At 53.9% G+C, this 12,333-nt stretch carries 13 protein-coding genes and 1 pseudogene; 5 read left to right on the top strand and 9 right to left on the bottom strand.

Features of this window, described 5'->3' with window-relative positions; translation table 11 throughout:
• Positions 1-37 precede the first annotated feature (37 nt).
• From ACR0IM_RS22460 to ACR0IM_RS22440, 5 genes are all read right to left on the bottom strand, one after another.
• Positions 38-244: a cold-shock protein gene (locus ACR0IM_RS22460; protein WP_170382448.1), complete on the bottom strand. Its 207-nt coding sequence runs from the start codon at positions 242-244 to the stop codon at positions 38-40.
• 486 nt (positions 245-730) lie between these two features.
• Positions 731-1,354 (bottom strand): class I SAM-dependent methyltransferase, encoded by a 624-nt coding sequence (locus ACR0IM_RS22455; protein WP_480643529.1) that lies wholly within the window; start codon positions 1,352-1,354, stop codon positions 731-733.
• Positions 1,355-1,391: 37 nt separating this feature from the next.
• Entirely contained in the window at positions 1,392-1,610 is a 219-nt protein-coding gene (locus ACR0IM_RS22450; protein WP_480643526.1) for a helix-turn-helix transcriptional regulator, read from the bottom strand.
• A 3-nt stretch (positions 1,611-1,613) separates the two neighbouring features.
• Positions 1,614-2,063, bottom strand: coding sequence for a hypothetical protein (locus ACR0IM_RS22445; RefSeq protein WP_480683281.1), 450 nt, complete (start codon positions 2,061-2,063; stop codon positions 1,614-1,616).
• A gap of 146 nt (positions 2,064-2,209) precedes the next feature.
• Positions 2,210-3,700, bottom strand: coding sequence for a type IV secretory system conjugative DNA transfer family protein (locus ACR0IM_RS22440; protein ID WP_480683280.1), 1,491 nt, complete (start codon positions 3,698-3,700; stop codon positions 2,210-2,212).
• Here ACR0IM_RS22440 and ACR0IM_RS22435 point away from each other — a divergent pair.
• The gene (locus ACR0IM_RS22435; RefSeq protein WP_480683279.1) at positions 3,700-4,215 is read left to right on the top strand and encodes a DJ-1/PfpI family protein; all 516 of its coding nucleotides are present in this window, start codon (positions 3,700-3,702) and stop codon (positions 4,213-4,215) included. The two genes, ACR0IM_RS22440 and ACR0IM_RS22435, sit on opposite strands and share 1 nt — an antisense overlap.
• A 332-nt stretch (positions 4,216-4,547) precedes the next feature.
• On the opposite strand, the gene ACR0IM_RS22430 is transcribed toward ACR0IM_RS22435, so the two are convergent.
• The 4 genes from ACR0IM_RS22430 to ACR0IM_RS22415 all read right to left on the bottom strand — a co-directional run bounded on the left by ACR0IM_RS22430 (position 4,548) and on the right by ACR0IM_RS22415 (position 8,098).
• Positions 4,548-5,363 (bottom strand): hypothetical protein, encoded by an 816-nt coding sequence (locus ACR0IM_RS22430; protein WP_480643368.1) that lies wholly within the window; start codon positions 5,361-5,363, stop codon positions 4,548-4,550.
• Positions 5,364-5,389: 26 nt separating this feature from the next.
• On the bottom strand, positions 5,390-6,139 hold the full coding sequence (locus ACR0IM_RS22425; RefSeq protein WP_480683278.1) for a hypothetical protein: 750 nt from the start codon (positions 6,137-6,139) through the stop codon (positions 5,390-5,392).
• Between the two features lie 63 nt (positions 6,140-6,202).
• Complete coding sequence (locus tag ACR0IM_RS22420) at positions 6,203-7,843, bottom strand: sulfatase-like hydrolase/transferase (RefSeq protein ID WP_171212847.1); 1,641 nt, start codon at positions 7,841-7,843, stop codon at positions 6,203-6,205.
• 24 nt (positions 7,844-7,867) lie between these two features.
• Positions 7,868-8,098, bottom strand: coding sequence for a hypothetical protein (locus tag ACR0IM_RS22415; protein ID WP_171212846.1), 231 nt, complete (start codon positions 8,096-8,098; stop codon positions 7,868-7,870).
• A 192-nt stretch (positions 8,099-8,290) separates the two neighbouring features.
• Between ACR0IM_RS22415 and ACR0IM_RS22410 the strand changes: the two genes are divergently transcribed.
• The 4 genes and pseudogenes from ACR0IM_RS22410 to ACR0IM_RS22395 all read left to right on the top strand — a co-directional run bounded on the left by ACR0IM_RS22410 (position 8,291) and on the right by ACR0IM_RS22395 (position 11,940).
• Positions 8,291-9,592 carry a tetratricopeptide repeat protein gene (locus ACR0IM_RS22410; protein WP_480597304.1) on the top strand — a complete coding sequence of 434 codons (1,302 nt, stop codon included), beginning with the start codon at positions 8,291-8,293 and terminating at the stop codon, positions 9,590-9,592.
• A gap of 235 nt (positions 9,593-9,827) precedes the next feature.
• Positions 9,828-10,190, top strand: a pseudogene (locus tag ACR0IM_RS22405) (IS6 family transposase); the annotation flags it as partial.
• Between the two features lie 79 nt (positions 10,191-10,269).
• Positions 10,270-10,994 (top strand): IS5 family transposase gene (locus ACR0IM_RS22400; protein ID WP_480508102.1). Its coding sequence is split into 2 segments (ribosomal slippage): positions 10,270-10,557 and positions 10,560-10,994, totalling 723 coding nucleotides; the frame shifts between segments, so codons are not numbered across the junction.
• A gap of 166 nt (positions 10,995-11,160) precedes the next feature.
• Positions 11,161-11,940, top strand: coding sequence for an IS110 family transposase (locus tag ACR0IM_RS22395; RefSeq protein ID WP_480683277.1), 780 nt, complete (start codon positions 11,161-11,163; stop codon positions 11,938-11,940).
• The last annotated feature ends 393 nt before the right edge of the window (positions 11,941-12,333 follow it).

The following is a 12,333-nucleotide window of genomic DNA, read 5'->3' as shown; positions in this document are numbered from 1 at the left end:
TCAATAGGGCACCCGAAAAGGGTGCCCTTAAAAAAGGTCAGGCGAGTGCCAGATTGGCGGCGCTTTCGCGTCCGTCACGGCCAGCTTCGACGTCAAAAGTAACCTTCTGACCGTCTTTTAATTCACTAAGGCCGGAACGTTCGATTGCTGAGATATGTACGAACACATCGCGCTTGCCATCTTCAGGCTCGATAAAGCCAAAACCTTTAGTCGAGTTGAACCATTTTACTGTGCCATTTGCCATGGTGGAAATCTCCAAATACTTGCCGCCCGCATTATTGCGGCGACTCGGCGTGGTCGGTCTGAATCGAAAGACTGAACGCCGAATTGGGGAGACAGCAGGTCGAAAAAGAAAAACGTAAGCCTTGTGTATATGGACTTCGAGTACGCACGATACAAGCCTTGATGCGGTGGAGGGCAACAGAGAAATCGAACCTGCCTGGCTTAGAACTCTACAAGTTGAGAAGACGCTGTCGTTCTGCGATCCAAACGCGAAGGCGGCTTGGGAGGCCGTACAAAAGATCAATGACCGCTTTTGGGAATCTATCCCGCAACATCCGAGACAGCTATAAGCGTCCGTTTTGATGCCGTAGCGAGACTTTGCAAAGTCCGGTTTCTGCGCATCGCTGACCTTAAAGCGCGTTGAAGCATTTTGTATTTTGGGCTCTCTCCAGCCGTTCTCTGCGTCGTGCGTGAACGGCCGGGTCAGTGTTCTCAGATGTCGAAAGAACTAACCGCTGTTCCTTGCGATGATGAAAGCAGTCGAACCCGTTTCGGGACGCCACCTGTGTTCGATTTCGAACCCATGAGCTTGCATACGCTCGACAAGGATTTCTTGCGTCAGGACGCGGATCTTGGGCAATAGGCCGATGGCCCCGAGAGCTGGTATGACGAACTTCTCGAAACCTTCCAGGCAGACCGTCGAGCTGAAGAACAGGCCACCTTCTTTCAAGGAACTGCGAACACGATCCAGTGTCGCGTCAAGATCCAGGACCAGGTGCAGGATCGACATAGCCAGTACGGCATCATACGGTTGACCCTTCGCCGGAATAGGCCAGCATTCGAACGAGCTGATTTCAAAGTTGATGTTCTTGATGCCCTGTGCGTTGGCTTTTTCCTTGGCGATTGAGATCATTTCGGAGGAATAGTCGATGGCGTCGATATGGGCGACTTTTGGGGCGTGAATGAGCGCCGTCGTACCTGTGCCACAGCCGAATTCCAGGACGCGGTCTTGGGGGGACAGGTGTCTCGCAGTAGTGTCGAGCTTGTATTCATAGGCGGCTTGGTTTTGGACCGGACGGCGGGCATAAGAGCGCGCCATCAGATTCCAGAACCGAGTTGGGTTGATGAACATATCTATTCCTTTGGTAAGGCAGCGCGGACGCAGCGAATTAGCTGGCGTCTTGGATGTCGAAGACTTTTTCGAGGGGCTCGTCGAACACGCGAGAAATCAAGATCGCCAGTTCGAGCGTTGGTGAATATTTGGCGTTTTCAATGGCAACGATGGTTTGTCGGGTGACTCCAACCTTTTCGGCGAGTTCTTTTTGCGTCATTTCATCAGCGTCAAAGCGTAGACGTCTAATGTTGTTGGTGATCCTGAGCTTGCCCATGGATCAATACCCCCGCCGATAGCTAGCAAATTTGACAATATCTGCTGACAGGGATCCGAAAGCCATTCCGAAATAAATGATGTTGAAGCCGGTGAGCGCTGATGCGTTGAGAGCCATCGCGACGACGGCTGAGACAAAACCCGCACCCGCGAAGATAATGATGGCGTAGCTGCCACGGCGCTCGAACATCTTATCACGTTCATCAACGACGAAGCTGGGTTTGGGTTCGTGTGTAACAATCGCAAATCCAATGTTGAACAGTATTGTGCCGATGATGGTGGCAACGACGCCCAGGGGGATCAGCCAGATCACCATGCGGGCCCAGTTGTTCACAGCGTCTGGGCCATCAAACGATCCAGAGGCATTCATATCCAGAAGCCGTGAAACAACAAATGCACAAACGGCGAGGTTCACGAAGATCGAGACCACTGTATTGCGATCTTGGTAGGTCATTTCTGAAATCCCTTTTGAGCAGGACACTTCTGTGAGTCGATTATTGTTTACTCATTGTATGAAATATTATACACAGAGTCAAAAATAATATACCTATACATCGAAGCGTAGTTGCAGCGCGTGCTCGATGATGGGCATCTACGCCTTCAACTGGAGTGCTGCGCGTTTGCGACTGGGCTCGACGGTTGCGTCGCCAACTTCTCCACCGCCATATCTTTCGCTGACCGGCTTTTCCGCTTTGCGACCGTGCGTTGCGCATCAAATGCCGCCTGAAGTTCCTGATCTTTTGCGGAAACCTCTCTCACCGGGGCAGGGGCCGGTTTCGCTTCAGCCAGAGCCTTTGCCGTGTCCCTGGCTTGCTCTGCAGCAAGATCGAGGTATGTGCCCTTGATCTTCGGACTATCGCCACCCAAGAACTGCACAAAATACGGGTCTTCGAAGTACCGGATCTTGTTTGCAATCACCGGCATCTTGCCTTCGCGGATCAGCACAACCTCATTCTCTGGCAATCGGCCAACGTGTTCCGGCCGGAGCAGGCGAATGCCTTCCTCGCGTTCCGATATGCTTCCCATTTCCATTTTACCGAGCGCCCGAGACTTCGATTTGCTCATAACTGTTTTGTCACCGATGGACCTGGACACGTGTTCACGTACCTCTGAATCCTCAGAGGCCGCAAACATTTGCGTCCCGGCGTTTGCCAGCATCGCCCGCACACCTTCATGCCCATAGATGTCCTGCAGGCGCGACAGAGTTTGCGAAATCACGATGATCCGACCGCCGAACGATCGCATGGTGTCATACGCTTCAACTACGCGCTCAAGGTGGCCGAGACGCTGAAACTCATCGAGCAGCATCAAAACCTTGAACGGCTCATCTGGGCCCGGTTCGTGGGTTTCGATTGTGTTCACCAGATCGAGGAAGAACAGGCGAACGAGTGTCCAGAACTCTTTGACCTTTTTCCCCGGCACAGAAAAGTAGATCGAGGTGGGGCGCCGACGCAGATCTTCAAAGTTGATGTCATTGCCCTGCGTCGCTCTTGCCACAGACGGGTTGCGCCAGAGCTGAAGGCCGGAGTTCAACATAACCGAAATCGTTGACCGCAGGATTTTGGATTCTTCGGCTGCAAGATTCAGGAACTCATCTGCTGCCCGGGCATAGCCCACTTCTTCGGCCATCTTTTCGTAATCCTTTTGCTTGGTCGTTTTGACCAGGCGCAGGATCTCGGAAATGTACGGACGGTTCCGCTTGATTGCCAACATCGCCATTGCGCAGAACATGCCTTCGACGCCGCCCAAAAAGCCCTGAGCGGACGAGCTGGGCGTGTCGAACATCTGGGTTGCGACCTGAATCACTTCTTCCCAACGCCGATCCAGATTGTCTGCGCGAGCTGCGCGCCTCAGCGGGTTATAGCTGTGGCTTTTTTCCGGGTTCTCAGGGTCGAACACAAAGACCTCATCACCCATGGCCGCCCGCCGTGCGCCGGTTGTCTGGAAGATCTCGCCCTTGATGTCCAGAACAACACAGGAGCCGTTGAACCGCAGAATATTGGGGATCACAAAGCCGCTCGTTTTACCTGAGCCAGACGGCGCAATGAACATCGCATGTGGTTTCTGAACAGTCGGACTGGGAATACGCAATGATCGGCGGAATCGGCGGCTCCTTTTATGGACTCGACGTCGCGTATTTTTCCCCAACTCCCGGACAATTGAATTCGATGGGAGGATTGACCGTCATTGTTTCCAAAGGACTGGAGGAACTGACCGCGTGGCAGCCGGATGTTGTGGCCGTCATTGGTGGAACGGTGTGGGACTCTGAGGCCGCACCGGACATTTCAGATCTGCTTGTGGCTCAGTACGAAAACGGCGTTCCTGTCGGCGGAATTTGCGGTGGAACCCTGGCTCTGGCCCGATCGGGATTGCTGAATTCCGTACCCCATACTTCGAATGATGGGGAATTCTTGATCAAGAACGCTGTTGGGTATGGTGGAGCATCGAGTTACGTTCAAAGCGAAGCGGCCGTTTCCTCACGCAGTGTTGTTACCGCAGCCGGTACAGCGCCGGTCAGCTTTGCCGCCGCTATCTTTGAAGCTGCTGGTGTTCCACAAGAAACCGTGTCTCAGTTCAAAGACTTGATCACTGCCGAGCACAATTGAGTGCGGTTAGCTGCATCGGTTGTTGCGACAGTCGCGACAATGAACTGGGCGTTCCTTGATGAGCCCTGCCGGAGCAATCTGCTCTGACTAATATTGTGTTCGGATGCCAATGGACCTGGCGGAACGTGATGTCCACGAGACTGGGGAAAGCTCGTCAGGAAAAGGCCCTGGATTGAACAATTGGAGCGCACGAATAGGGCTCGCGCAAATTTATCATAATTTCTCTTACGCTGCATAATACAGTCGTCGGGTAGATTCACTAGTGAACTCCTTTTCCCAGCACCAGATTCAAAACGAGTTTCTTTCACAGTCGTCTAGTTTCATACCCGCCCTTAGAAGAAATACTTGATGCCAAAGTATGGCCCGTGCTGTTCGACGTCATAGGCGAATTCTCCGGAACTCAGCGTATCGCTATAGTCGACGCTGAAGTAGCGGTATCCAAATGTGAGTGCCGTTTTCTCCCAGGGTTGGTAATCGAATCCGATATTCACACCGACCTGAAGGTCATTCCCACCGGCGCCAAAACCGCCAAGCTCCAAAGAAGCAATTCCGGTCCATTGCTCATTTAGGCGCCACATACCGCGCGCGCCGATTACAGGTTCGATCCAATCCTGATCGCCACCTAAAACAGGTGGATTTCCCGGGCCCGGTGTGGTTATACCGATCTCCTGACGAATAGAGTTGTATCTAACGCCCCCCTGAAGATCGATCGTATAGCGCTGATCATCGACTCCGTATACAGAGTCTACAATGCGGTAAGCACCCAGAATACCAAACCATTTTTGGCGCACGTCGACATTGAGATCGGAACCCAAAGGGCCAGGCAGCGAGGTATCTTGTTCGATGCCAACATAGTTCGCGTCGACGATTATTCCAAAATCCCCATTCCATGCCTCATACCGTCCGGCCGCTGCGAAATCGAGCACGTCCAGCACGTCACCGAGATCCAGATCCAAGTCAGCGGATTGTCCAGCCACGGTCGATGTCCCTGTGGTTCTTAGGGGTGTGAACAGATAGAACGCTGCACCATGACGCCAGCCGGTTTCGTCCTGATCCGGCGCGGGCAGTGATTGAGCACCGGCAAGTGTCGGCAGCGTAAGAAGGCCGGTCGCAAGCGTGATTGCGCCGAGTAGTGAGAGGTGAGACATAGCTTTGTCCTTGGGGTTCATGAAACTTAGTAGTTGAATCTGAGGCCGATCCCGATGCCTTGGTCATAAGGGCGATCAGCGCCGATCCCGATCAACACATCTGCATAGAGGGCAATACCGGGGCTGAGATTTTTGCCAATCTGAAGCTCAGCGGTTGCAGGCCAGGCGTCGTTTTCCCAATCATATGGCGCTTTGATATCTGCTTTGGCCCAATACCCATCACCGAACGGCTGAAGCGCAATCAGGCGCATTGCAGTTTGGCTGACATCGGTCGACCCATTATACGATGCGAAATGCTGGACCAAAGGGATCAGCGTCATGCCAGTGTTTGTGTTTGCAAAGGCAAAGCCACCAAACGGGGCGATCTGATCCGACCCGGTGCCTATACCTTCCTCGGGGTCGCCAAAATCAAGGATCCACTCCAGCCCGAGCGCGGATTTGACGGCCCAAGTGTCATTCAGGGGTTTTTGTGACGGGAAATAGATCAGCTTGAAGCTGGTCTTTTCAAACCCGTTGAACCTCTCCCCGGTCGCATTCGTCGAATTGTAATGGAGCTCATATTTCAATTTCAGATCAGGTCGCAGCATGTATGCGCCATCAATGAATGCATCCTGACGGTCTGCGCCGCCCTCCAGATCAAAATACTGATAGCGAATGTCCGTGTTGTTGACCGCAGCCAATGGGTTTGACGCGTTTTCCTCTGCTCCGGCAGCGCTACCCGCTATCAGCAACGCGGACGTCAGGATAGAATGAATGAAAAAATGGCTGGCCATCATGTACCTGAAAAGTTCTCGTGCGATTGATGAGATGGTGGCTTTGCCACCACCGTCCCAAGTTCGTTATTGCCAGCTAGAAAAGACTTCCCTGGTTAGTTCGCTTTCAGGGCGAAGGTTCTCGATTCCTTCATAAGGAACACCCTTTCCGAGTGGCAGATGCGGGTGTTTGGCAATGGTTTTCTGATGGCGCTTGACCATGTCCTGAAAAGACGCCCCGGACCATAGGGAGTACCCGATAAGGGGATGTTCCTCGCGTGGGTCGCGGTAGACATTGAACACGGGAGCCGCTGCGCCGGGTTGGCCGGGGGCAGGCAGGTGCATTTTGAACTCCTGCTTGACTACTGAGCGCAAGATCGGTCCTTCATATACGTAAACATAGTCGCGGCGCGAGTTGCCTTCGCCTTCAAGCAGCAGCGCGGTCTGGTCGATACCGTCAATTACACGGTCGCGCGGAATGCGGTCGGTTGCACCTGCGATCCGGGCAAAGGTGGTGAACAGGTCTGAGACATGCACAATGTCACCCGCCGCGCTGCCGGGCTCGATAGCGCCGGGCCACCGGATGAAGGCATCGGTACGCACACCACCTTCAAGATGCTGCGTCTTGCCGCCGCGGTAAATCAGCTGGTTCAGGCCGGAAGTCCCCTCATAATGATACATCAGGCCATTGTCGGCCATGATCATGACGATGGTGTTGTCTGCCTTTCCGGTTTCATCCAGCTTGGCCAGCACCTCGCCGATCCAACCGTCCAGGATCTGCAACTTGTCGGCATGGAAGCCGCCGTTGCGGGAAACGGCCTCATCAGGATAGGCAAAGTTTAGCGGATAGAGCGGCCAGTACTGCATGAAGAACGGATCGTCCTGCGAAGCCAGCTTCTCCAGCTGTTCCAATGCCTGACGCTGATAGCGCAGGTTCATTTCTTCGTATTTCGCCTGCGTCCATTCCTCGCCCGGTGCCATATCGACTTCGCGGGCAAGACCACCAGCTTCACCTTCAACGCCAGTTACCAGACCGTAGGGTTTGAACCGTTGATCCAACTGAAACTGGTTGGACTGACCCGACGCATGGTAGCCAAGCATGTTGTTGGCGACCATTGCGTCCCGTATCATCAGACTCAGTTGAACTTGCTGGTGCAAAGGAAAGGCCGCCCAGTCAAACCCCTGATTGTGCGGATAGGATTGTTCAATATCGCCCTGATGCCATTTCCCGACATGCGCGGTGTTGTACCCTTCCTCCTTCAGGATTTCGGCAATCGTGACTTCTTCGGCCGCAAGACCTTCACCGACCAGCGCAACCTTGACCTCTTCCACGCCCGCGCGCGCCGGATGACGACCTGTCAACATCGCTGTTCGTGTTGGCGTGCAGGATGGCTCGGTATACATCCTCATCAAGGACATGCCTTCGGTGGCAAAATCGTTGATGTTGGGCGTATCGAAACCGGTGACATAGTTCATCGTCCGGTTGCCCATCTGACCGAAGCTGACATCGTCGATCAGAATGTAGAGAATATTAGGGGGCTTGCCGTCATTGGCGTCACGGATTTCTGCAAGCTTTGCGTCGATTTCCGTATCCTGAGCATCCCATTGATCGCCAAATTGTGCGCGGAGAAACTGGAACTCTCCGTCATGAATGATGGGCGCATCCTGAGCAAAGCTCGCGCCAGCCATCAGCACCATGGCCGAGGCATGTTTAAATATTGATCTCATCGGTATCCCTTCCCCATTTTCGAATTACATCTTACCTGCGCGCCGCAGTGACTGGGCGATTTCATCCCGAAGACCATCCAGGGTTTCGCGGATATCGCAGGCAAACTGGTACGATTGGCTTGCCGGCTCATCATTCATGGAGAGATACTCGTCGCTGAGAAGCTGGTAGTCCCGGCAAATCTCATCGAACACCGTGTCCGCGCGCCGTAAGTCTGCAATTGCGGCTTGGTGGTTCGGAAACAGGGTATCAAGCACGTAACCTTTCAAATTCGACGCTCGTTCGACTAATCAACAGATTCCCCGAATTGTTGGCCGAATTCACTTCTCACAAAAGGTTTATCGGGGCATAATACGGTATAATCAGAGATGTAACTTGCTGAAAAAATGGAATTATCCAAAAGCACATCGACTAGTATTAGTGGTGGTAGAACGCCTGACGCCAAAGATGTGCGGGTCGCGCTTCAGCGACTTGTCGGATCCCAGACATTCGCTGGATCACAGCGACTGCAGGACTTTCTTATCTACGTCGTCGAGGAATCAATCAGCGGTCGAGCCGATGACATCCGTGCCAAAACAATCGCCATGGATGTCTACGGCGCGACCATGTCCGAGATGGCGCGAAGAGAAAATGTGGTGCGGGTGGACGCCGGTCGCCTGCGTCGCAAGCTGGCCGAATATTATGTCGAAGATGGCCGCGATGAAGTCACTGTTTTCGATCTGCCAAAAGGCGGGTACGCACCTGAGATATCGATTAAATCGCCCGGGACGGATCAGCCCGAAATACCTGAGACGGAAACCAAGACTTACACCTGGCCGCGCCCGTTCATTGGGATTGCAGGGGTTTTCCTTATAATCTGTGTTGCTGTGGCAATTGCGTTAATGTCGACAAATCGTGGGGTTCCAGTCAGCCTGCCAGTCGATAGCCTGAGCCAAGATGAGCGCAGCGCGATATTTGATGCATCCCCCATGCGGCTTCAGGCCGTGAACCTGGCCAATTCGGGCCGCGATTTGATCTTTCCGGCCTTGGAGCCCGCGCGACTGAACGGAGCCCTGACGATATTCAAGGGGGCAATCGAAAACGACGACAGCTATTTCGGAGGCCATGCAGGAGCCGCGCAGGTTGCAGCAACGATAGTGCTGGTTACACCGGACGCTGATCCAACCGGCGACTTGCTGCGTTACGCGGACACACAGGCCAGCCGGGCGATTGAATTGGCACCCGAAATGGGGTGGAGCCAATCTGCAAAGGCCTGGGTCGAATTTACCAAGGGTAATTGGCCTGAAGCTATGGAGTTCTCGTACAGGGCGCAGCGGTTGGCACCAAACGACGTGCACGTGCTGGAGTTCGTGTCATTGATCCTGTTGTACTCAGGTGAGTTCGAAAAAGTCGTGGCGATCAGCGAAGACGCACTGTCGAAAATAGATTTGGACCGAGGTTATGTGTTTCAGAACGCGATGGGGTCTGCAAAGTTCCATCTGAAGGATTTCGAAGGTGCCGTTTCCGCCTTTGAGCAGGTGACCCAAAAGGGTGGCCCAGTCGGCCCTGTTTCTGTCGCCTATCTGATGGCGGCTCATCAGATGCTGGGGAACGAAAGTGAAGCTCAAGCTATGTCAGATAAACTCTCGCGTGAATGGCCTGACAGTAGGGTGGATATTTTGTTTCAAAGACTATTTGCGAATCCAGAATACGGGGTGGAACTTGGCGACGCTATGAAACAAGCCAATTGGAAGCCAAAAGTTAATGAATGAAGTTCGTGTCTGGGCTATCGAGGTCATTCCAGTGCGAACTGGCCACAGTAGTTGTTTATTCATGCATCATTCCTTGCCGCGGGGCGGTATTGGCCCCTTCTCCATTGCCGCTGGATTTCGGAGACGGCCCTTTCCGGACGTTCATCGGTTGTGTCGCAAATTTTGAACTGAGATTGACGAGCACTCAGGTTTCGCAGTCTCTTCCTGTCGAATAGTTTTCGAACAGGTTTTAAGTATGATCTCTCTGAAAGGCTGCCACTTTCCCAAGGATGCAGTTCTTTACGCTGTATATTTCTATTTGCGGTACACAGTGTCGTACCGTGATTTGGAAGAGATCATGGCCGAACGCGGCGTGCGGGTGGACCACGCTACTCTCAACAGGTGGGTTGTTAAGTATTCGTCGATGATCGCCGCGAGCGCGCAATCGAAGAAGCGACCAACGCTGAGTTCCTGGCGCATGGACGAAACCTATCTCCGTGTGCGCGGCAAGTGGATGTATCTTTATCGAGCAGTCGACAAAGCAGGAAACACCCTTGATTTCATGCTGTCTGAGCGACGAAATCGTCCAGCAGCAACCAAGTTCTTTGCCAAAGCACTGTCGTCTGTCTGACGTCAGCACCTGTGGGCCTGATTGAGGGATTTGCACAACGGAGGGTTTCTGGCTGACCGACGAGCAGATGGCGCGGCTTCAGCCTTACTTTCCAAAGAGCCATGGCAAGCCGAGAGTTGATGATCGTCGTGTACTGAGCGGGATTATATTCATCAACCGCAATGGGTTACGTTGGTCCGATGCGCCACGTGAATATGGACCACCAAAGACACTGTACAACCGTTGGAAGCGGTGGAGCGATATGGGTGTGTTCGCTCGGATCATGACCGGGCTGGCTGCGGAGGGAACCGATCATAAGACCATCATGATTGACGCTACATACCTCAAAGCGCACCGCACAGCCTCCAGCCTGCGGTTGAAAAAGGGGGGCGCGGCAGGCTGATCGGGCGTACCAAGGGTGGCATGAATACGAAACTGCACGCTGTTGCTGACAGCCTCGGACGCCCCATCCGCTTCTTCATATCCGCGGGCCAGGTCAGCGATTACACGGGCGCCAAGGCTCTGGTGAACAGTCTGCCATCGGCTGACTGGCTGCTGGGAGATCGAGGCTATGACGCAGACTGGTTCCGCGAAGCCCTTAATGACAGGGGAATTAGGCCTTGCATCCCAGGTCGACAATCACGCGACAAGCCTGTCCGATACGACAAGCGCCGCTACAAACGACGCAACCGCATCGAGATCATGTTCGGACGCCTGAAGGATTGGCGGCGCGTCGCCACCCGATATGACAGATGCCCAAAGGTATTCCTTTCGGCCATCGCTCTAGCAACTACCGTGCTGTTCTGGCTGTAAATCAATGAGTCTGGAGCCTTCTGTATCTTGAGTTTGCTAACTTAACCCCCGTCAGCCACCTTTGCCGAGGTTACTGACGGGGCGGTGTATGGCGTCTGAGCCTTGTGGCATGACCACGTTTCCTAGCGAGCCAGCACCGTCTCTCTTCATCGTCTCGAACAGTTGAATGCGGCCGGTCTGGACCGCGGAGCAGAAGGAAGAGGGTATGAACAAAGTATCACACGAACAGATCATCGGCATAGACGTCAGCCGCGATTGGCTTGACGTTCATTGTCTGCCGGACATTCGTAGGTTGCGGCTCCCGAACAGCGATGAGGGCCACGCGCAGCTTGTTGGTCTGGCACAATCAACGCACGCGCTTGTTTGTTTCGAGGCGACTGGAGGGCAGGAATGGCGTCTGTGGACCGCGCTGGATGCAGCCGGTATCGCGACTCGGCAGTTGCCGCCAGCTCAGATCAAAGCCTTCGCTGCCAGCCATGGCACACGCGCCAAGACGGATCGGATCGACGCGGAACTCATTGCGCGATTCATGGCATTTCGACCAGACGCAGATCAGGGCCTTGCAAAAACCGCTGATATCTTGCGTTCTGTTCCTGGGATCGGCCCCGTTGCCAGCACTATGCTGATCGCGGAAATGCCAGAACTGGGCCAACTCTCGGGAGAACAAGCTGCTGCGCTCACGGGCCTGGCTCCCATTGCTCACAACAGCGGTGCGATGCGCGGCAAGCGCGCCATTGGTGGCGGACGGCGACAGGTACGACACATCATGTTCCAGGCCGCTCTCGTCGCGAGTCATCACAATCCGCATCTCAAGATCTTCGCAGATCGTTTGCGTGACGCGGGCAAGCCACACAAAGTCATCATCACAGCAGTCGCTAGAAAGCTCGTCACAATCGCAAACGCACTCCTCAAATCTCGGCAAAACTGGTCGGCTCAGACCCCCTGAGAAATACAGTTGCTAGCTTAGCGTTGCCTGCGCTGCCCTGTTCGTCATTTGGACGCATCGCGCACTTCGTTGCTCCGATGCGTTATTCACCAAAAATTGTTTAAAACTTTTCAATGGAGTCCCGCCGAATTTGCTGCGATGCAAATTAGCTAACCGCTTTATGCGCAAAAATACTTCTTTTTGCTCGTTACTTTCTCAAGTCTGCAAATCATCTATCACATCCGATAAGTACCCCTTATCACGTTTGATTGATTTTGCCGGGAAACAGGTACAGACTGGCTGCCATGAAGCCTCCTGCCCCACACCTTCCCGGCCCCTTCCCGGCCCTCTCCCAGGCGGATCAGGAGGCCCTGACCGACCTCTATGTCCGCGGCACGCCGGCCAATACGCTGC

It is taken from the genome of Ruegeria sp. BF6, from assembly GCF_056538665.1.
The sequence above is the reverse complement of the archived record's forward strand: the minus strand, read 5'-3'. Positions and strand labels throughout refer to the sequence as shown.

What these genes read in the sequence shown, in the direction of transcription:
- ACR0IM_RS22460 (WP_170382448.1), bottom strand. Translation starts at nt 244, where the DNA reads ATGGCAAATGGCACAGTAAAATGGTTCAACTCGACTAAAGGTTTTGGC.
- ACR0IM_RS22455 (WP_480643529.1), bottom strand. Translation starts at nt 1,354, where the DNA reads ATGTTCATCAACCCAACTCGGTTCTGGAATCTGATGGCGCGCTCTTAT.
- ACR0IM_RS22450 (WP_480643526.1), bottom strand. Translation starts at nt 1,610, where the DNA reads ATGGGCAAGCTCAGGATCACCAACAACATTAGACGTCTACGCTTTGAC.
- ACR0IM_RS22445 (WP_480683281.1), bottom strand. Translation starts at nt 2,063, where the DNA reads ATGACCTACCAAGATCGCAATACAGTGGTCTCGATCTTCGTGAACCTC.
- ACR0IM_RS22435 (WP_480683279.1), top strand. Translation starts at nt 3,700, where the DNA reads ATGATCGGCGGAATCGGCGGCTCCTTTTATGGACTCGACGTCGCGTAT.
- ACR0IM_RS22430 (WP_480643368.1), bottom strand. Translation starts at nt 5,363, where the DNA reads ATGTCTCACCTCTCACTACTCGGCGCAATCACGCTTGCGACCGGCCTT.
- ACR0IM_RS22425 (WP_480683278.1), bottom strand. Translation starts at nt 6,139, where the DNA reads ATGATGGCCAGCCATTTTTTCATTCATTCTATCCTGACGTCCGCGTTG.
- ACR0IM_RS22420 (WP_171212847.1), bottom strand. Translation starts at nt 7,843, where the DNA reads ATGAGATCAATATTTAAACATGCCTCGGCCATGGTGCTGATGGCTGGC.
- ACR0IM_RS22395 (WP_480683277.1), top strand. Translation starts at nt 11,161, where the DNA reads ATGCGGCCGGTCTGGACCGCGGAGCAGAAGGAAGAGGGTATGAACAAA.